Below are 20180 nucleotides of genomic sequence, written 5' to 3' on the forward strand. Positions count from 1 at the left end.
CAAATTTATTGATCCGGCAGAAATAAAAGTTGTAAATCATTGGTATAGCGTCTGCCAAGCGGGGTAACTTGCCAATGGGTTGAATCCATGGTGAGCAAGCCTTTTTGTTCAGCCAACAGCAATTTTGACTCGAGAGTTTCAAAATGCAAGAGAGTGCGTTCGTTAAAAAGAAAATGCGGTATGGGGTCTTGCAAACGGGTTGTATTCAACATGAATTCAAAAATAAGATTATCAGGCCCTACGGTTTCTTGCGCTGCTAAAAAAGGCTTATCAAGCGCGAGATAGTCACGGGGCTGCCTCTGTTTGCGCGTACGGTAAATTTTTTTAACCGCAGCCGATGTAATTTTGCCGTGTGCGCCCGCACCAATCCCGTAATAATCGCCAAACAACCAGTAATTCATATTGTGTTTACAGCGTTTGTCTTCCCGGCAAAACGCTGAAATTTCATAACGCTTAAACCCATGGGCATGCAATAATTCAAGCCCTTGTTCTTCAATGGCAAAAGTTTCATCTTCTGAAGGCAGAAGTGGAGTTTTTTTATAAAAAACGGTATTCGGCTCAATGGTTAATTGATACCACGATAAATGCTCGGGTTGATGCGATAATGCGGTCCTTAAATCGTGCACACCCTGCATAGGCGATTGGCCAGGAAGGCCATGCATGATATCGAGGTTAAGATTGTTAAAGCCGGCTTTACGTGCGCTTTCAATTGCTAGATGAGCTTGTTTTTCATCATGGATGCGCCCAAGCGCTTTTAAGTGTTCTGCATTAAAACTTTGAATGCCCAACGACAAACGATTGATTCCTAACGCCCGGTACTCGGTAAAACGCTGTTGCTCTACAGTGCCTGGATTGGCTTCCAGGGTGATTTCAATATTTTCCGCAAAAGGTAGTATTTTTTTTAAACGCATAAACAAAGTTTCGTAGGCTTTTGCAGAAAACAAACTGGGCGTGCCGCCGCCAATAAAAATCGATTTTAATTCACGGTTTTCAAAAGTCAGCAAATCTTCTTGCAAATCTGCAATTAAGGCATTTACGTATTGCTCTTCAGGCAGTTCATCCGGGCTTTTATGTGAATTGAAATCACAATAAGGGCATTTGCGTATGCACCAGGGAATGTGGATGTAGAGCGATAGCGGCACCATGGCTATAAATTACGCTGGCTTGTTGGAATAGGCGATAGTATCATAAGTCGCACCTTAACTCTCAGGGTTTTGTACAAATTTTATTAAGATAGCCAAAACCCGTATCGTTTTGCAGAATTGACCCTCTGCTAAGCTTAAACCAAGAAGAGGAAGAATATGAATAATAGAATAAGAGTCGCTATTACCGGCGCAGCCGGTCAAATCGGTTATGCTTTGTTGTTTCGTTTGGCGTCAGGACAAATGTTTGGTCCGAATACTGATATCGAATTAAATCTTCTTGAATTAGAACCTGCGTTGCCAGCACTTAATGGTGTTGCTATGGAGCTTGATGATTGTGCATTTCCTCTGTTGAAACGTATTGTTTGTACTTCGGATTTGAAAGAAGCAATGGATGGGGTGAACTGGGCTTTATTAGTAGGCTCGGTGCCGCGCAAGCAAGGAATGGAGCGCTCTGACTTATTAAAAATCAACGGCAGTATTTTCATCAATCAAGGCAGAGCTATTAATGATTATGCCAGTGATGATGTGCGCGTTTTTGTAGTAGGAAATCCTTGCAATACAAATTGCCTCATTGCCAAACATCATGCTAAAGATGTACCCGATGATCGTTTCTATGCCATGACCACTTTAGATGAGCTTCGCGCTCGCACGCAATTGGCTCAAAAGGCCGGAGTCGATGTGACTGCAGTAAGCCAAATGACGATTTGGGGTAACCATTCCTCCACGCAATTCCCTGATTTTTACAATGCTAAAATTAATGGCATTTCTGCTGCGAAAGTCATTGATGACGAACAATGGCTGCGCGAGACGTTTGTGCCTACCGTGCAACAACGTGGGGCGGCAGTTATCAAAGCCCGTGGTGCTTCGTCTGCAGCTTCTGCAGCCAACGCTATTGTCGTGGGTGTCAATCATTTGGTGACGGATACGGTGGAAGGTGAGACGTTTTCTATGGTGTGCAGTTCGCGTGGCGAATATGGTGTGGACGAGGGTTTGATGTTTTCGTTCCCTTGCCGCCGCGAACATGGTTTGGTGCGTCGAGTCGGCTTGGAACATGGCGTAGTCAGCGTCGTGGAAGGATTGCCCTTTAATGAATACAGCCAGGCTAAATTTAATGACACATTAAATGAATTGCGCAGTGAGCGCGATGCAGTTAAAGAGCTTGGGTTATTGGATTAATTCTGGGATTTACTGCACTTGCTTACCCGGGCTGTGATGATGGCCCGGGTATCTTTTTCCATCATAGCTTTTTAAAAATCACTAAAGCCCAGTCTCCCTGGATGAGGGTATTTTCATGCAAGAATTGCTCATTATATTCGCCAAGTAAAGAATCCACTTGTTCAGCCAAGACTCCTGAAACCACTAAAATTCCGTTATTTTTTAGCAATTCGTAAAAACGTTCTCTTAGTTTTAATAAAGGTGAGAGAAGGATGTTTGCAATTAAAATATCGGCTTTTGTATTTAAAGAATCAGGAAAACTAACGGAAAGTTGTGCGGGTGGAATGTCATTACCCTTGGCATTTTCCTGCGTGGCTAACAAAGCTTGTGCATCGATATCTACTGCATAGGCATGTTGAGCCCCAAGCTTCAAAGCCGCTAATGCTAAAATTCCTGAGCCACAGCCATAATCAATGATCGTTTTTTGCGCCAGTGGAGCTTGTTCAAGCCAGGTCAGGCAAAGAGACGTGGTCGCATGCGTGCCGGTACCAAAGGCCAAGCCTGGATCGAGCACTAAATTGACTGCCTCGGCATCGGGCGGCGTTAGCCAAGATGGGCAAATCCATAAACGCTTCCCGAATTGCAGAGGTTTGAAATCCTTTAGGCAAGCACGAGCCCAGTCTTGTTCAGGTAATTCATTGCACACTGCTGTTAAATGCGGGTGCGACAGCAGCAATATTTTTTCGGCATGCTGGGCTAACTCTTTCTCTTCAAACAAGGCATGAATAACCACATTGGGCCAGAGTGGGGTTGTCCCCAATTCCGGCTCCAAAATGGCATCGTCGTGTTTATCGGTCATGGTAATCGATAAAGCGCCTGTTGTATCAAGTAGTTCGTCAAGCTGCTCCGCTTCATCGCGGCGACACTCAATTTGTAATTGGAACACATTAATCCTTCAACATTTTTTCTAAATAATGAATATTGGTTCCACCTTGCATAAACCCTTTGTCGTTTAAAATGCGTTGATGCAATTCGACGTTGGTTTTAATGCCTTCAATGATGATTTCATCCAGGGCATTGCGCATGCGGGCAAGAGCTTCTGCACGGGTTTCGCCATAACTGATTAATTTTCCAATCATCGAATCATAGTTTGGAGGAACAGAATAACTGCTGTAAATATGAGAGTCAAAACGAATGCCAGGTCCACCGGGTTGATGCAGCAAGCGGATTAATCCGGGCGATGGCATAAAAGTTTTCGCATCCTCTGCATTGATTCGGCATTCAACGGCATGCCCGCGCATTTTGATGGCTTCCTGCGTGAGCGTGAAAGGAAGATCGCTTGCGATTTTAATTTGCTCTTTTATTAAATCGATGCCTGTGATCATTTCCGTAACCGGGTGTTCCACCTGGATGCGAGTATTCATTTCAATGAAATAAAAACACCCATCTTGATATAAGAATTCAAAAGTACCGGCTCCGCGGTAGTGAAGTTCGCGGCAAGCATTGACCACGCAGTCCCCGATTTCTTTACGCAATTCAGCACTCAAGCCTGGGGCAGGGGCTTCTTCCACCACTTTTTGATGGCGGCGCTGCATGGAGCAATCTCGCTCTCCTAAATGAACCGCATTGCCCTTGCCATCTCCTAATACCTGGAATTCAATATGCCGCGGATTTTCAAGGAATTTTTCCATGTAAACCATGGGATTATTGAAGGCTGCTTTGGCTTCACTACGCGTAAGCGAAATAGCATTTAATAAATTGGCTTCGCTGTGTACCACGCGCATGCCGCGGCCGCCGCCGCCGCCAGAAGCTTTAATAATAACGGGGTAACCTATTTTTTTAGCCAGTGATAAATTTAATGCATCCTCATCACCCAGGGGGCCGTCTGAACCGGGGACGCAAGGAACTCCTGCTTTTTTCATTGCCTCGATGGCTGAAACTTTATCACCCATTAAACGAATGGTTTCAGCACGTGGTCCGATAAAACGGAAACCGCTTTGTTCTACAATATCGGCAAAATCGGCATTTTCCGCGAGAAAACCATAACCAGGATGAATGGCTACCGCGTCGGTAATTTCTGCCGCTGAAATAATCGCAGGAATGTTCAAATAGCTTTTTTGCGAGGGGGCAGGCCCGATGCAAACTGTTTCATCGGCAAGACGTACATGCAGTAAATCTTTATCGACGTCCGAGTGCACGGCTACGGTTTTAATTCCCAATTCTTTACAGGCACGTAAAATACGCAATGCGATTTCACCACGATTGGCAATAACAATTTTACTCAACATAGTTTTGCCCTTATTCGATGGTAAATAGAGGCTGGTCATATTCAACAGGTTCGCCATTCGCGACGTGAATGGCAGTAATCACGCCAGCGCGGTCGGCTTCAATTTCGTTAAACATTTTCATCGCTTCAATAATACACAAGGTATCGCCGGCTTTTACCGTCTGCCCCATGGTGACGAATGGAGCAGTATCCGGAGAAGGCGCGGTGTACATGGTACCAACCATCGGGGAGCGAACTTTATGCCCTGCACTGTTTTCAATCGGTTTGTTCTCAGGGGCTGGGGTTGCAACCACCGCAGCAGGCTGGGCTGCTGCAAGCGGCGGCGGAGCCACGGCTCGCATGGGATGGGGTTCATAACTGTACGTATGGCGGCTTAAACGTACGGATTCTTCACCTTCTTTAATCTCAATTTCCGAGATCCCAGTTTCATCTAATAATTCAATTAATCTTTTAATCTTACGAATGTCCATGAATCTTACTCTCTCTTACTTTAATTCGTTAATAATGGCTTGTAATGCCAACAGATAGCCGTTTGTTCCAAGCCCGATGATTACACCGGTTGCAATGTCTGAAAAATAAGAATGGCGGCGGAATGCTTCGCGGGCATACACATTGCTGATATGCACTTCAATAAAAGGTATGGCTACCGCCAATAAGGCATCGCGCATGGCAATGCTGGTATGGGTATATGCTGCCGGGTTGATGATCAAGTACTGCACGTTTTCTATTTTGGCGCGCTGAATGGCATCAATCAATTCTGCTTCACTATTGCTTTGCAGGGCACGTAAGACATACCCGGCAGAATCCGCTTCCTTTTGTAAGCGTGCATTTAATTCCTGCAGTGAGGCAGTTCCATACAACGCAGGTTCTCTTGAACCCAATAAATTAAGATTGGGGCCGTGCAGAACAAGTATTTTCTTCATAAGGTGCAAGGGCTGGAAAAAAAATTGCAAGGATTTTGCCTGAATTTGAAAAATAAGTCTATATCACGAGGATATCGGCACGATGTCGGCATGTTACCCTCAAAATTTCCGCCAACTTAAAAAATCGATTGTATTCGCGTGATCTTGTTGATTCACTATTATTTTTTAGAAAGAAAAGGTTAAATAATGATAGGTTCTTAGAAGAAAGCTTTTCAGGAAGAATAATGGCCACTTATTTGACGGATGTAACCTTGCGGGATGCCCATCAGTGTTTAATCGCCACCCGCTTGCGCACCGAAGACATGTTACCTATTTGCAGTAAAATGGATGAGATAGGTTTTTGGGCCATGGAAGTGTGGGGAGGAGCCACATTCGATGCATGTCTGCGTTTCTTAAAAGAAGACCCATGGCAACGATTACGGCAATTGCGTGCAGCTTTGCCAAATACTCGTTTATCGATGTTACTGCGCGGGCAAAATTTATTGGGTTACCGCCATTATGCCGATGATGTTGTCCAGGAGTTTATCCGTTTATCTGCAAAAAACGGTGTTGATGTATTTCGTGTTTTTGACGCATTAAACGATTTACGTAATTTAAAAAAAGCCATTGAGGGCATTAAAAAGAACAAACGCCATGCGCAGGGCGCGATCGCTTACACCACGAGCCCGGTGCATACCTTGGAAAATTTCATTGAACTGGGCCAGGGCATGGCGGAGTTGGGATGTGACAGCATCGCAATAAAGGATATGGCCGGGTTGCTGACCCCTGCCACAACGGTTGCATTATATGAAGGTTTGTCCGAGGCTACGCAACTTCCCATCCATATACACAGCCACACCACATCAGGTTTGGCTGCTATTTGTTTGTATGAAGCGATACAGTCAGGATGTCAGCATGTGGATACTGCAATTTCTTCTTTTGCCGGCGGTGCGTCACATACAGCGACGGAATCTTTGGTAGCAGCATTGGCTGGTACTCCCTACGAGACCGGCCTTGATTTGAATCGATTGCTTGATATAGGCGATTATTTTCGAGAAGTGCGCAAAAAATATGCGCAATTTGAAAGCGAAGCGCAAGACATTGACCCGCGCGTGCAAGCGTATCAAGTTCCAGGCGGCATGATTTCTAACTTATACAATCAGTTAAAAGAGCAGCAAGCATTAGATAAGAAAGAGGCTGTGCATGCGGAAATCCCACGCGTGCGCCGCGATCTCGGTTATCCACCTCTGGTGACGCCAACATCGCAGTTGGTTGGGACGCAGGCGGTGCTGAATGTATTAACCGGGGCTCGTTACAAGACCATTACGAATGAGATAAAACTGTATTGTCAGGGCAAATATGGCAAACCGCCTGGGAAAATTAATGCAAGCTTGCGTAAAAAAGCCATTGGTAATACCGAGGTAATTGAGGTACGCCCGGCAGATTTGTTGCCGTCGGAGCTGCAGCGTCTGCGCCAGGAAATAAAAGATTTAGCGGTCAATAAGGAAGATGTATTGTCTTATGCAATGTTCCCGGAAATTGCCCGGCAATTTTTGTTAGAGCGTGCCAAAGGGCATTTACAACCAGAACCTTTGGCAGTTCCAGTTGTTCCAACACCAAACCCGGTTTTTGAATTTGATATGGCCGTACACGGAGAATCCTATCATGTTAAAGTGGGCGGATCAGGCATGCGTCAGCAGGGGCGTCAAGCTTACTACTTATGGGTTGATGGCGTGCCGGAAGAAGTAGTTGTGGATTTTTTAAATGCTGAAGAAGGAGCGATTGCGCCGGTTAAGCAAAAAACAATCGCAGATCCTGGCGACATTAAAGTAGCCATGCCTGGAACCATTGTGGCTGTATGTATTTCGCAAGGAGAAGAAGTGGCTGCCGGGCAGACCTTATTGGTGCTTGAAGCCATGAAGATGGAAACCGAGATCCAATCGCCTTTTGCAGGGAGGGTAACCGGCATATTCTGCCAAAAAGGTGATAAGGTGACACCTGAGCAGGTTTTATTGCATTTATCTTCAATGCTTAAGTGATATTGATTTATGCTGCGATTTCTGTTTATCTATTCCACTGCACGGAAGCTGCTTGAATTAGCAAGGCGCCTCAACCAATCATCCCGTCGTCTTTGACCGTGGGGATAAGTCGTTTTCTTGCTAATCAGGCTGTAAGTCCATAAAAATAATTTTAATAAGAAAAGTTGATCCTATCGGTTGCATGCTCGTTAGTGCTATGCTGTTTTGGTGTCAATCGTGGGCTTATTGTGCAACAAGGAGTTTTTCTTGAATGAATAGCTGTTTTTGCATTCAAGAAGTATTCACAATTGGCATAAAGGGTAAATGCAAAGCGTTTTATCCAGTGTCACCACTAAGGAGATTAATATGCACCGCAATTTTTATTTGTCGCCCCTAGCTATCAGTATAGCCATCGCTTTATCAAGCCCGGTAAAAGCTGCAGAACCCATTCCCCTGGAAAATGCTTCGTTCAGTACCATACAGCAAAATTTCCAGTTGGTTATGCCCAATACGTTGCAGGCAGGGATTAATAACAAGAATACCTTAAAAGTTATTCAACAGCGCACCGATGAAAATCATGTAAATCATATCCGCATGCAGCAGCAATACCAGGGGTTTCCTGTATACCGTGGTTATGCCATTATCCACAGCAAGCAGTCGCCTCAATTGTTAAGTAGCGCCAACCAGCAAGCCAGCATGAATGGAACTGTATTTACCGGCCTTGAGGCGGAGCTTGGACAACCCTCGGCTGGGTTTTTAGCCAATGCAAATAGCGCGTTGCAACATTTCAAAGCTCAGTATGCAAATTACGCTCTTAGCGAAGAGCAAGTGGTGCCTATGGTATTTGTAGATGAAAATCAACGGGCTTTTTGGGCTTATAAAGTAAGTGTGTTTGTACAATACCCAGATAAAATACCGGAGCGTCCGACAGCAATTATTGATGCACAAACTTACAAACCATTCCTGCAATGGAATGATGTAAAAACAGGGCGTGGCCACATCCAGGGTGCAGGTTTTGGTGGCAATCAGCGCGTACACAAGTATCAGTACGGTCAGGATTTGCCTCACTTATGGCTAAGCCGGGATAATGCTACCCAAATTTGTTATATGGCAAACCGTGGTGTAAAAATTGTAGACATGCACCATAAGTACAATGCACCCAATAAACCCATGCAGTTTTCTTGCAAATTACCCGACGCTAAAAATCCGAAGGTTTTCTGGACTGGATATAAAGGGGATGGGTACGATAAACAAAATGGAGCTTACTCCCCAACCAACGATGCTTTATACGCGGGTACGGTAATTAACCAAATGTATTATAAATGGTATGGGGTGTATCCATTAGTAACAAAAATGGGAAAACCCATGCAATTGGTTATGCGCGTTCACTATGGCGAAGGGTATGAAAATGCTTTTTGGGATGGCAAGCAAATGACTTTTGGCGATGGTGATACCATGATGTATCCATTGGTTTCTCTTGGGGTTAGTTCCCATGAAATCAGTCATGGCTTTACCGAGCAGCATTCGGATTTAATGTACTTCGGTCAGTCAGGCGGCATGAATGAGGCGTTTTCAGACATGGCGGCTCAAGCAGCTGAATTCTATTCAACCAAGAAAAATACTTGGATGATTGGTGCTGAAATTATGAAAGAAAACAGTGGTTACGATGCATTGCGCTATATGGATAAACCAAGCCGCGATGGTTACTCAATCGATAATGCCGATGAGTATTATGATGGTTTGGATGTGCATTTCTCCAGTGGTGTATATAACCGTTTGTTTTATGTGCTCGCTCATCAAAATGGCTGGGATACCCGTAAGGCATTTAGCGTAATGGTGAAAGCTAACATGGATTATTGGACTCCTTTTTCTAATTTCCAGGAAGGAGGGTGCGGTATTATCCAGGCTGCTAAAGATTTAAAATTGGATGAGGTGGCAGTAAAACAATCTTTAAGCGAAGTAGCATTGAAGCCTGAACAATGTAAAGAATTGTCTCCTGTCGTTTAAAATCATGAATAACTTGCCGCCTAAGTGGCGGCAAGTTATTTTCCTCAAATAGTCTGTGAAAATAGCCTATGCTAAGAATATAATCATAAAATGGTAAGATATTGGCATTAGCAGCCATGCATAAATTGTTTAAAAACGTGGTTAGGTGAAGTTAATGCAAGCATCCGCACAGACTGTATCCCTTATTACCTACAATATCCACAAAGGTTTCGGTTTGGGTAAGGTACGTTTTTTATTGCCGGAAATGAAAGATGCGATTACTTCCTTGAACCCGGATTTTGTTTTCTTGCAAGAAGTTCAGGGAGAACATAGACGCAGGCAAAGGCGCATCGATGCATGGCCAGAAGCCCCACAATTTGAATACATTGCTGAAAAAATCTGGCCGCATTATGTTTATGCTAAAAATGCTGTTTATCAGGCAGGGCATCACGGCAATGCCATTTTAAGCAAATACCCCTTTGAGCGTTTTGAAAACATTAATTTGTCCAATATCAATCGTGCCTCGCGTGGAATTTTACACAGCCAGCTGGTATTGGATGGCGGGGTGAAGATTCATTTGTTATGTGTGCATTTGGGGCTTTTTAAAGCTGAACGCACCGAACAGTGCAAGACGTTAATGATGCGCATTAACGAGGCAGTTCCTGAACATGAGCCTTTACTGATGGCGGGGGATTTTAACGATTGGCGCATGGATTTATCAAGACCCTTGGAAGCGGAGTTAGGCATTCAAGAAGCTTTTTACTCCGTTAAAGGGCGTCATGCCCGCTCTTTTCCGGCAATACGCCCTTCTTTGTGCATCGATCGGGTTTACTTCCGTGGCATGGAAGTTAGTGATGTGCAATGCTTGCAAGGAAAACCTTGGCGGATGTTATCGGATCATGTTCCTCTTTTTGCACAGTTTACTCTGCTTTCATCGTAAGATACTCTGCAGATACTTCTTTTTCTGTGGCAGCTATAGGAACAGGATGGAAAAATGACAATTTGTAATTTTGGGCCTCCTTGCGCTGGGCAATCAGCATTGGCACTGAAACTTGTGTAAGCGGGTTATAAACCTGGTTAAAAAATTGCAGTTCAAAGTTCATGGAAGTTTCATAATTCTTAATAATGGCTTGCGTTGCATATGGATCGAGGTTTGCCGCATGCAAGCAAAAAATATTAACAATTTCCTGGGTCGCGAAGAGAAAAGAAGGACTCGAATAAGTTTTAATCCATCCTTTGAAAGGATGCGAAGCGGGTAAATTTTCTGTCGCCATCATCTGACCCAGCTGCCTATAGGCTTCGAAACAAGGTAAAACCGCTGCAATGCAGACAGGAATCGGTGCAAAAGCACATTCAAGAATATGATCGCTGTACTTTTTAGTAATATACATCATCTCGGTTTCTTTTCTTATAACAGATAATTTCGGTGTTCTAATCACATATTTCTCAAGCATTTTTTCTTCTGTTTGCATGATTTCCATGGAAAAATATTTAAATTTTTCTTTCTCATTGCCGGTAAAACCATTGGCGATTATCTCCAATCCTTGCGCCAGACTTCGCAAATAAATTTGGTCTTGGCTGACAAAATCATTAAAAATGGCAGGAGGTAAATTTCCTTTATATAAATGGCTATTGAAAGGATGCATTTTTATCTTTTGCATGATGGGATAAGTTACGATATGTAGCTTTTGTAATAAGTTCATGTTAAGCCTTAAAAATTGCTTGCCTGGTAAGTTGCAGAAGAGTATGGGTTGCAGTAAAGATTCAACAGCGTGTCATCACGGCTGAGGACGAACAGTTGAGCTTGCGAGAATTTAATGCATTATGGAAAAAGATAAATAAATTGAATGAATGGATTTGATATGCTTTGAGCATCACACTCCCTCCGCAGGCATTATCCAGTGCAGGTTATAAGGGTATTTCTCAGCTTAGATTCTAAGCACCCCTGGTGAAAAAAATTGTTTGTTGCAATCAAGCAACACAGCTACCCTAACAAAAACCGGTTGTTTTATCAATCTGATTTGCAATCGACAAAAGCCATTAAGTTATTTTTCGGCGATAACCGTGGGAAAAATGCGGGCTGAGTCATAAATAAAAGCAATATCCTTAAATCCAGCGGCGGCAAGATAATGTTCGGTTTGTGCACTGGAGCGGAAGCATTGAAATTTTGCATCCAAAATGTCTAAAAAGATGATTTGCTGCAATAAGAGATCCTCATCATTAATGTTCTCCATGAGCCACTCACATTCTGTGGTAAGAGCAGGAGGAAAGGTAAGGAAACTGGTTACTAATTTGCCCTTTGGTTTTAAAGCTCTATAAAATTCTTTGTACAATTTTAGCACTTTAGCGTCGTCGGCTTCGTAGATGCTTAAGCCGTTGCTTGAAATAAGATCAAATTGCGCCTCAATAGGGAGGGACCAGGCATCGCTTTCTACTAATTCGACAAAATCAAGTAATTGCTGTTTTGCAGCAAGCATCTTTGCATCGCTGAGCGCTTGGGAATCATAATCTATGCCAATCAAGCCGATACATTGTACGCCTTGATAATCTAAATAGAGTAATTCACCCATCATTCCTGAGGGGATGGTCGCAAGTATTGCCTCATCTCTTACCGCTTTCTGATTTTCTCGCAGAAAGATTTGGAAGCGTTCTTGAGTTGCCAATACACTGGGAGCTTTATCTAGCAAAAATTGTTCCAGTACTGAAAAAGATTGGCCGCGGTTATTCTTTTTAGTTTTTCTGCCAAACCAAGGGTGTGTCAGCATGTAATTTGTCCAATACCCATTGATGCCGCGGTTTTGGATTAAAAATCGTCCGAAATCAAACTGGCTCAGTTCATCAAGAAGTTGCAATTGTACCGCCACACTAACGTGTTTTTTGTCCCCACCTTGTTTTATTCGTTCCCGTATCTTTTGCAAAGCGGCTTTGAGATCAGCAGGATTAGCAGAATGCGAAAGCAAATGTGTTGGCATGAAAAACCTCAAGGGGTGACAAGCGACATCTAATGTCTATTAAATGCCGCCTTAAAAAGGAGATTATTCTTTTTCCATATCTGAATGATACTCACCGAAGCAAGCCAAACTGTTTAAGCGGGCACGCTTCAGCAACATTGCTTGAGCTTGAGCAACATTGTCTGCTTGGCCTTTCCACGCCTGTAAACAATCTTCCTGCAAAGCGCGTCCGTAAGAAAAACTTAATAGCCAGGGCTGGTAGCCAAAGCTGTTGATGGCATTTAAATTTTCTGTGGCTTGTTCGGGAGCTTGACCACCGGATAGGAAGTTAATCGTAGGTACTGCAGCGGGAACCTGATTGCGAAATACATCCAGCGTGTAATTGGCTATTTCTTCAGGGGAACTGAACGGAGAAAAATCTTTACCTGAAGTCACCATGCTTGGCTTTAAGATAATATGCTCCAGTTCCACTTGATGGATAAACAAGGCATTAAACAATTCGTGCAATACCAATTCACAAGCTTCAGCACAGTGTTCAATGCTGTGATTGCCGTCCATCAATACTTCCGGTTCAACAATCGGCACAATTCCTACGGATTGGCAGCAAGCTGCATAGCGGGCGAGCATTTCTGCCCCTGCTTTTATGGCAGTCAGGCTGGGGGTAAATTCTGAGATGGAATAGACATTGCGCCATTTGGCAAATTTAGCGCCTAATTTTTTAAAATGTAAAAGCCGTTCGGTTAAACCATCCAATCCCTGTGTTACTTTCTCATCTTCCGAATTGGGCAATGCCACCAAGCCCTTGTCTACTTTGATCCCAGGTACAATGCCTTTCTTTGCGAATAAATCAGCAATGGGAGTACCCTGTTCGTCTTTATGATCAAACGTTTCTTCAAAAAGAATAACCCCGTGAATGTATTGTTCCAAATCAGGAGTCGTGGCAAGCAGTAAACGGTAATTGCGGCGATTTTCCTCAGTGTTTTCGATGTTAATCGTGGCAAAGCGTTTGCCTATGGTGCCGTTGCTCTCATCAGCAGCAAGGATGCCTTTGCCATCTTGCAGCAATAATTCCATAGTGCTTGCTAATTCATCATAATACATTTGAAATCTCCTGATTGGTTAAGTCTTTTAAGACTAATTGTCGCTTTGAATTATTTTTATGCGCAAAAGAACACTATTTACCGGAAATGTATTTCTCACGAATAATATGCTGAATGGAGAAGCCTTTTTCTTTTAGATAGTCAAATGCTTCATCAATCATGCCTGGATTGCCGCACAAATAAACCATGTCTTCTTCCGGATTCAATCCTAGTTCAGGAAAAGAGGTTTGTACATAGCCTCGATATTCATGTGTCTTGAGATTTTCTTCTTGCTCCCTACTTAAGTGGGTGCGAAAAATAATGCGAGGAGAAGAGGTATTAAATTGCAAAAACTCTTCTTCATACAAGACGTCTTCACGTGTTTGCACTCCTTGTAAAATAACAATTTGCAGTTCAGGATGCTGTTGCAGACGCTTTTTAAGTTCCGCGAGCATGGCGCGGTAAGGTGTAACGCCGGTGCTGGTGGCCACCAAAATATACCGTTTGGGTAAGTCATCGCGCAAAATTAGACGACCGAAAGGCCCCGTAATATGAATGGTATTCCCAGGTTTTAAATTGAAAAGCAATTCAGTGCCTGGACCACCTTCGACATAACCTGCAGCAAATTCAATGCGGTTATTTTGCATGGGTACATTAGCAATACTGTAACTGCGGCGCAGAATTTTGCCGTCATGTTCGAAATGGATGGTAATAAACTGGCCGGGCACATAATCAAATACGCTCTCTTGATTGCATTTAAAAATAAAATGCTTCACTTTGGGAGATAGCATAAATGTTTCTTCCAGTACGATAGGAAATGGTTTAACTTGCATAATATGTTTAGCGGGAAAAACCCTTAACTATAGGGGAAAATTTATACATTGCAAGTGGGAAGGCTAATTTTGGAAATGCCAAAGGTGAGTGCATCATTATTTTAGATGTAAGTGGTGGGGTTCTTGGGCACGTTGTGTGTTTTCTTGTGAGCAAAATTTGTTCATTCGCTCTGTTATTAATAGCTTAAATAATGTAAAATATTGCCAAATAAGTTATATATTGCTCAAAAGAGGTTATTATTGTGACTGATATACGCGTAAATATTTTAAAAATGCAGGATACGCTTGATAAAAGTGAATTCGTAATCGTTTTTGAAAACGAGCAAAAGCATAGTGTTAAACTCATCAAAAGTTATAGCCACCTGCTGGATCCAAAAAGTGGTCCTGAAGCGATCGCATTTGCTAGTTGCGCGGTGATGGGACATGCTGACCAATATTATTTTTTACAAAATTTGTGTGAATATTTGGTATTTATGTCCCGGTATAGCAAATCTAAACAATTGGCTATCGAAGCCGCGCAGCAGCTAGACGCAGCCAAAAAATCCTATACAGAACTTACAGAACAGATTCATGGTCTTTTTTTAGAATCCAAGGAATTAGAAGATGATAAGTCAGAGCTTGCCATGGATGAGGTCGAGAAAGAACAAGAAGCTTGGGAAGAAAATTATAAGAGAGCATTGCAAGAATGCCATGATGATTATCAGCGAAAAAGATCCTTACTAGAGCAAGATTATTTATTTTACCACCAGGATGCATTTACTGCATTTAAGCACTCATTGGGTATGTTAGAGGATCTTTGGAAAAATTGTATTTTAACCGATGGCGATTTCTATCTTAATCTGACCGCTGCATTCTTTTCTGGAGAAGACTTTGGCTTTGCGAATACAGGTAAGGAAGGCAAGGAGAAACTGGAAAAATTGACCAAGCAAATAAATGATTTGGTCAGTAAATTTCGTGGCAAAGAATTTAAGCAAACCTTCAAAACTTCGGGGATGATCCCCGATGAAAAAGATATGGAAATCTTAAATTCCATGATTGAAAATGAATCGATTGTTGATGAGGCAAATGCATTTTTCTCAAAAATCCTCATTAATACTTTGGGAATGGAAGGGATTTCTCAAGCAAAGACTTGGTCGAAGGTATTTGCCCAAAGTTTACAAAAATGGACAGTGGAACATGAAAAATTAAAAGAAGAGAGCAAAAAGATACAAGAAAAAAATCATAAAAAAGAAAAAAATGAAACGGAAGAAAAAAGCCAGCCTCAAGTTTTATTGCCTTCATTGCCGCGATGGTCTAGAGAAGAAGAGCGAGCATTTAAGCAGTTTGAAAGAATTGGCAAGTTGGTTTGTAAATGGTCTCCTGAGGAAGCTGTTAAAGCCCAGTTGGAAAAAAGTAAAATTTCTACCAATGAAAAGAATAACGGAGGGTTTTACACTCCACGCCCTAATGCGTCGGTGCTGACATCGCCCAAGCAACTCGGTAGCATGACACCGCGTACGCACCAGGTGCTGGTTTCCCCACTAAGACAAGGTGGTAGTAGCTCAAAGGAAACAATGACATCTGTAACAACAAGCAAGCAAAGCACGCCTAAAGAAAGTTCGACCCTGAAGAAGACTTTGTCGTCATTTTTTTCTTTCGGCACGCATAAAGAGCCCACGCCTAAGCTTTCCAAGAAGATGGCTAATTTGCAGAATTTAGCGTTTTTATTGATAAAAGTAACTTATCCGCCTTTGCCCGAGGAAGTGGAATCTCTCAAAAAGGTCGTTGATGGCATCAGGCACTTGAAAGGGGAGGTATATGACGGGCTAAAAGAATCCTTGGAAGAAATTATTGGGGCGTCCGGGGCTTTGCAGCCTTCCTCCAGCCAGAATAAAGAAACCAAAAGCATGACGCCTGGAAATACGCCTCATACCCCGGGCTTATTCAAATTGCTAAGTAAGACCCCGACGCGTACCAGTGAGCAAGCATCTACGCCAGAGTTTAAACTTAAATAAGTTTTACTATTCTTGGTATTAAGAAGCACGATAAGGAGGTCGTGCTTTCATCGATTTTCACGACGGTCTTTGCAAATCCAGCTCACAAAAAAGCACTTCCTGATTTCTACCATGATTTTTCGCATAATATAATGCCTTATCCGCAGCTTCGATTAGTTGTTCGGGCGTAGTCCCATCAATAGGAAATGCGGCTATACCGATAGAAACGGTAAAAGGTCCAATCTGTTCTGCCCCATATTTGATTTTTAATGAACTGATTTCTTCCCGCAATGCTTTGGCGCGGTTGCGTGTGCTTTCCAAATCAATATCGTAAAAGAGAATTAAGAATTCCTCACCGCCATAGCGAGAGGCAATATCTCCTTCACGAATAGCGCTTTGTAATATTTTCCCAACTTCTTTCAAGGCTGCATCACCAGCATCGTGTCCAAAAGTGTCATTAATCTTTTTAAAATGATCCAGATCAAGCATCAATAGCGACAAAGGAGATTCTGTTCTTTGTGCTTGATTGATTAACTTGAATAAAAAATCTTCCAGATAACGGCGATTGTATAAACCGGTTAGCGGGTCGCGAATCGATTGATGCCGCAAATTTTCCCGTAGACGGACATTAGCAAGCGCTAATGCGGTTAATTCGGCAAAAGCAATAATCAGCAGCTTTTTATCTTCATCAGCAAATAATGATTCTTTTGTAGCGGATTCTAAATATAACATGCCGTAAATATCATTTTGTGCCATTAACGGCACGCAGAGTGTAGCGTGATGTTGACGTTCTTCCATCTCCAAATGCTGACAAATGAGCCCAGGATGCTTTTCATCAACTTGATGAATGCGCCCAAGCCTAATACCCCAACAATCATCTGGAGAAAACGTCGTTTTCTGCGGAATGGGGTTGCCCCAACTCATGATTTCTTCCAGATAATTTTTAGACGGGTGCATAATGAAAAGATAGCCACTGGCAAAGTCTAAAAGCTGCTTCGAATAATTGGCCATCACTTCGCGCAATTCATCCACTGAACTGCAAGCGAGCATGATGTCGCTCATTTCAACCAATAAAGTAATTTGTTTATTTTTATTTTCCAATGCCTTGATGCCGATGGTAAGTTGTTCGTAGGATTGTTGTAAGGCCGTATGTTCCTCCATTTGTTTTGTAATATCGCGCAAAGTTTGTAATGTGCCTTGATAGCTTGATTCTTCGCCCTCAATAGGGGAGGAAGTTAATTCATAGATTCGTTTTTCTTCTCCTTCACTGCATTCAAACCGTTTATCAAGAATTTCTAAAGTAAGGGAATCCTCAAATAAAGCAGCAATTTTGCGTTTGTCTTCTGAAATGTGTAGCAATGCTTCTTTTAAGGAAAGCCCCACGTGTACTTTTTTGCCGAAAATGCGTTTAAATTCTCGTGCATAGCGTTCATTAAAGATAATAAATTCTTGCTGTTCATTGAATGCTGCAATCATGTCCCTTGAGCTTTCGATGATTTTACGCAGGCGGTTTTCTGTATTTTTATTTTTTTCTTCAATTGCTTTTCTTCTTAGCAATTCCTGACGCACTAAAAAGGCAGCAAACAGTAATGATGCGATAGCAAGAAATGAACCCACAGCCAAGATGATGCTGGCTCTGTATGCACGCTGCATCACCGTATCATTTCTTGCTTTTAATAGAATGTACTCAATGGATTTAATCTCTTGCCCCAAGCTTTTTATTTTAACGGAAGCGGCCTGGCTATGATTTAACAAATCCGTACCTTCCGTAGTGGCTAGCTTATTGGCAACTTTGATGTGCAAAAGCTTACTTAAGACATCCAGCCGCTCCTTAACCGAGTCCGAAAATAGCATAACCCGTTCTTGTTGGGGAGGATGATCGGCCGTAAGATTTTTTAATTTCTCTAAGATATTATTTAACCGGGCTTTTCTGCCATCCAAATCAGTTAAGAATAATTCCTGACCCGTTATAAGATAGCCGCGTTGATGCGATTCAATATCCACAACTTCAAACAAAGCCAGATCCAGGGTTTCAATGACTTCATGCGTGTGAATGACGCGATGACTTTCGGCAATGAGATTTTTTATCTGATTATAAGAAGCGATGGTCAACAGAATTAAAAGGAAAAAAGTCAGGATAAAAATCAGATTGAAGACACTTTTGCTCAATCTCATTTTTTTAAGTCCTAAGACTGAAGATACGCGTTTATTCATATCCTCATGCATGCAATTTCCTGATTGCTTTGGGGATAAACCCGCACTTGACATTTATAATGTATAGCACATTTCATTCAGGAAGACTGGGCATTAAGAGAGTATTTCATTAAAAGGGTAAAAAAACGTCGCTTCGTGTTTGTTATAAAATAAGTTAATGATGCGTGAATTTGGAATTTCCTTAAAAAGTTTGATGGCATCTAAATCCGTCTTGCCTTGCAGTTTAATCGTAAAAATTAAGTGCTGGGCTCTGCCTGAGCTAATCCAGCGTTTGATTAATTGATAAGCCCGCTCAGGGTAACAAGCAACATCCGATAAAACCCATGTGTAATTTTGATTAAGTCGCAGGGGATCTAAGGAGAAAGCGCTTTGCTTTAAGAATTTCACTTGCGGCAAGGACGCAATCTTTGTATCCAGATCCGCTTTGTCGACCGCAGTTACTTGCGCTCCCAAAGATTGCAAGACATAGGTCCAGCCGCCAGGAGAGGCTCCCAAATCCAAGGCTGTATCACCGGCTTTTGGATATTTACCAAGAAACGTAAAAGCTTCCCATAATTTTAAATAAGCGCGGTTTGGAGGATTGATTTTATCTTCGATGAACCGGCACTTCCCGTCAGGCCATTGTTTCAACCTTGTTGCACTGTAAACCAGTGTATTTTGATCCAGTAAGCTAAATGCGCCTGTCTTGGGAATTTCCGTCGTTAATGGGAAAGTTTGCTCCAGGGTAGGAAGTTTTCGCAATTGATTGGCAATTAATGTAGCGCGCCGGATTTGTGCAATAGGGTGGTGGTACCAAAATTTTCCAGCTTGTTTCAGAATATTGACTGCCTGTGAAATTGATGCAAATTTAACTACTTCCGGTGCCAGCCAAATATCTTGTGCGAAGCAGACATTGGGTTGGAAGTAGGAAGAAAAAAAGAGAGAGCCGATGCAGTTGGTGAGCGCTTCCAATTCGTGCGAGAGTTCAGATGTGAATTCTTTTTTCGCAATATAAATGGCTTTGATGGTTTCTGTATTTTGCATAAAAAATTTATTTTGTGTTTAAATCAGCAGTCAAGTTGTTGTCCATAATAATTAATAGTTCATAAAGGAATCAGTATATAATTAACTTATGAATGCTGACATCGTTAAAATGATTGGCAATATAAGCCAAGCACTCCTGCACGTACAAGCACTGGTTACCGGTTTGGCCTATCTTATCGGACTTTTGTTTGTTATTGTAGCGCTTAAAAAATTGCGGAAAATCGGTGATGCTCGTGCCAATAGCGGTTCCCATGAAAAAATATTTGTGCCATTGGCTTATTTTTTAGGAGGCGCGGTTTTTATTTTTTTACCCACAGCTCTTATTGCATTATCCAGAACGGCTTTTGGACCAACGAATATTCTAGGATATACCAAGTACGATCCTTATAATATTTATAATGCTATGAAGGTTGTTATTCAGACGGCAGGTTTGATATGGTTTGTGCGCGGTAGTGTCATGTTGGTGCATTCCAGTAATCCTGGCGTGCAGGAAGGACCTAAAGGGTTGGCGTTTATAGTTGCCGGTATTTTAGCCATGAATTTCCAGGGAACCATCGACGCGTTAAACTATTTTATGGATTATTTACTGAAACTGACCAGTTGGGTATAAACTC

The 20180-nt window shown here is 42.4% G+C and carries 17 protein-coding genes and 1 riboswitch; of the genes, 6 read left to right on the plus strand and 11 right to left on the minus strand.

Features of this window, described 5'->3' with window-relative positions; all coding sequences use genetic code 11:
- Nucleotides 1–5: 5 nt before the first annotated feature.
- The gene (gene hemW / locus NKV53_RS06715; RefSeq protein WP_126954739.1) at nt 6–1145 is read right to left on the minus strand and encodes a radical SAM family heme chaperone HemW; all 1140 of its coding nucleotides are present in this window, start codon (nt 1143–1145) and stop codon (nt 6–8) included.
- 156 nt (nt 1146–1301) lie between these two features.
- On the opposite strand from hemW, the gene NKV53_RS06720 reads away from it, so the two are divergent.
- Entirely contained in the window at nt 1302–2321 is a 1020-nt protein-coding gene (locus NKV53_RS06720) for a malate dehydrogenase (RefSeq protein WP_126954738.1), read from the plus strand.
- Nucleotides 2322–2382: 61 nt separating this feature from the next.
- On the opposite strand, the gene prmA is transcribed toward NKV53_RS06720, so the two are convergent.
- The 4 genes from prmA to aroQ are packed head-to-tail and all read right to left on the minus strand — an operon-like array spanning nt 2383 to nt 5510.
- Nucleotides 2383–3246 (minus strand): 50S ribosomal protein L11 methyltransferase, encoded by an 864-nt coding sequence (prmA, locus tag NKV53_RS06725; protein ID WP_199737843.1) that lies wholly within the window; start codon nt 3244–3246, stop codon nt 2383–2385.
- A gap of 1 nt (nt 3247) precedes the next feature.
- Entirely contained in the window at nt 3248–4588 is a 1341-nt protein-coding gene (accC, locus tag NKV53_RS06730) for an acetyl-CoA carboxylase biotin carboxylase subunit (protein WP_126954736.1), read from the minus strand.
- 10 nt (nt 4589–4598) lie between these two features.
- Nucleotides 4599–5057: an acetyl-CoA carboxylase biotin carboxyl carrier protein gene (gene accB, locus NKV53_RS06735; protein WP_126954735.1), complete on the minus strand. Its 459-nt coding sequence runs from the start codon at nt 5055–5057 to the stop codon at nt 4599–4601.
- 15 nt (nt 5058–5072) lie between these two features.
- Nucleotides 5073–5510: a type II 3-dehydroquinate dehydratase gene (gene aroQ, locus NKV53_RS06740; RefSeq protein WP_126954734.1), complete on the minus strand. Its 438-nt coding sequence runs from the start codon at nt 5508–5510 to the stop codon at nt 5073–5075.
- Between the two features lie 224 nt (nt 5511–5734).
- Here aroQ and oadA point away from each other — a divergent pair, with 224 nt between their 5' ends.
- The 3 genes from oadA (at nt 5735) to NKV53_RS06755 (ending at nt 10433) form a co-directional block, all read left to right on the plus strand.
- A complete protein-coding gene (gene oadA / locus NKV53_RS06745) occupies nt 5735–7528 on the plus strand; it encodes a sodium-extruding oxaloacetate decarboxylase subunit alpha (RefSeq protein ID WP_126954733.1) in 1794 nt (597 codons plus the stop codon).
- 345 nt (nt 7529–7873) lie between these two features.
- A complete protein-coding gene (proA, locus tag NKV53_RS06750) occupies nt 7874–9514 on the plus strand; it encodes a zinc metalloprotease ProA (RefSeq protein WP_126954732.1) in 1641 nt (546 codons plus the stop codon).
- A 154-nt stretch (nt 9515–9668) separates the two neighbouring features.
- Nucleotides 9669–10433: an endonuclease/exonuclease/phosphatase family protein gene (locus NKV53_RS06755; RefSeq protein ID WP_126954731.1), complete on the plus strand. Its 765-nt coding sequence runs from the start codon at nt 9669–9671 to the stop codon at nt 10431–10433.
- Here NKV53_RS06755 and NKV53_RS06760 read toward each other — a convergent pair.
- From NKV53_RS06760 to NKV53_RS06775, 4 genes are all read right to left on the minus strand, one after another.
- Entirely contained in the window at nt 10414–11196 is a 783-nt protein-coding gene (locus NKV53_RS06760) for a hypothetical protein (protein WP_126954730.1), read from the minus strand. The two genes, NKV53_RS06755 and NKV53_RS06760, sit on opposite strands and share 20 nt — an antisense overlap.
- Nucleotides 11197–11355: 159 nt before the next feature.
- Nucleotides 11356–11450: riboswitch (TPP riboswitch) on the minus strand.
- Nucleotides 11451–11538: 88 nt separating this feature from the next.
- Nucleotides 11539–12465 (minus strand): class I SAM-dependent methyltransferase, encoded by a 927-nt coding sequence (locus tag NKV53_RS06765; protein WP_126954729.1) that lies wholly within the window; start codon nt 12463–12465, stop codon nt 11539–11541.
- Between the two features lie 63 nt (nt 12466–12528).
- Entirely contained in the window at nt 12529–13545 is a 1017-nt protein-coding gene (locus NKV53_RS06770) for a class I fructose-bisphosphate aldolase (protein ID WP_126954728.1), read from the minus strand.
- A 73-nt stretch (nt 13546–13618) separates the two neighbouring features.
- The gene (locus NKV53_RS06775) at nt 13619–14356 is read right to left on the minus strand and encodes a ferredoxin--NADP reductase (protein ID WP_126954727.1); all 738 of its coding nucleotides are present in this window, start codon (nt 14354–14356) and stop codon (nt 13619–13621) included.
- Nucleotides 14357–14598: 242 nt separating this feature from the next.
- On the opposite strand from NKV53_RS06775, the gene NKV53_RS06780 reads away from it, so the two are divergent.
- A complete protein-coding gene (locus tag NKV53_RS06780) occupies nt 14599–16350 on the plus strand; it encodes a hypothetical protein (protein WP_126954726.1) in 1752 nt (583 codons plus the stop codon).
- 57 nt (nt 16351–16407) lie between these two features.
- Here the strand turns inward: NKV53_RS06780 and NKV53_RS06785 are convergent, their stop codons facing one another.
- Complete coding sequence (locus NKV53_RS06785; RefSeq protein ID WP_127057483.1) at nt 16408–18555, minus strand: diguanylate cyclase; 2148 nt, start codon at nt 18553–18555, stop codon at nt 16408–16410.
- Between the two features lie 81 nt (nt 18556–18636).
- Complete coding sequence (locus NKV53_RS06790) at nt 18637–19566, minus strand: SAM-dependent methyltransferase (RefSeq protein WP_127057484.1); 930 nt, start codon at nt 19564–19566, stop codon at nt 18637–18639.
- Nucleotides 19567–19654: 88 nt separating this feature from the next.
- Here NKV53_RS06790 and NKV53_RS06795 point away from each other — a divergent pair, with 88 nt between their 5' ends.
- Nucleotides 19655–20176: a type IV secretion protein IcmC gene (locus tag NKV53_RS06795; protein ID WP_126954723.1), complete on the plus strand. Its 522-nt coding sequence runs from the start codon at nt 19655–19657 to the stop codon at nt 20174–20176.
- Nucleotides 20177–20180: the final 4 nt, after the last annotated feature.

This window comes from Legionella sp. 27cVA30, assembly GCF_024160945.1.
GTDB lineage: Bacteria > Pseudomonadota > Gammaproteobacteria > Legionellales > Legionellaceae > Legionella_A > Legionella_A septentrionalis.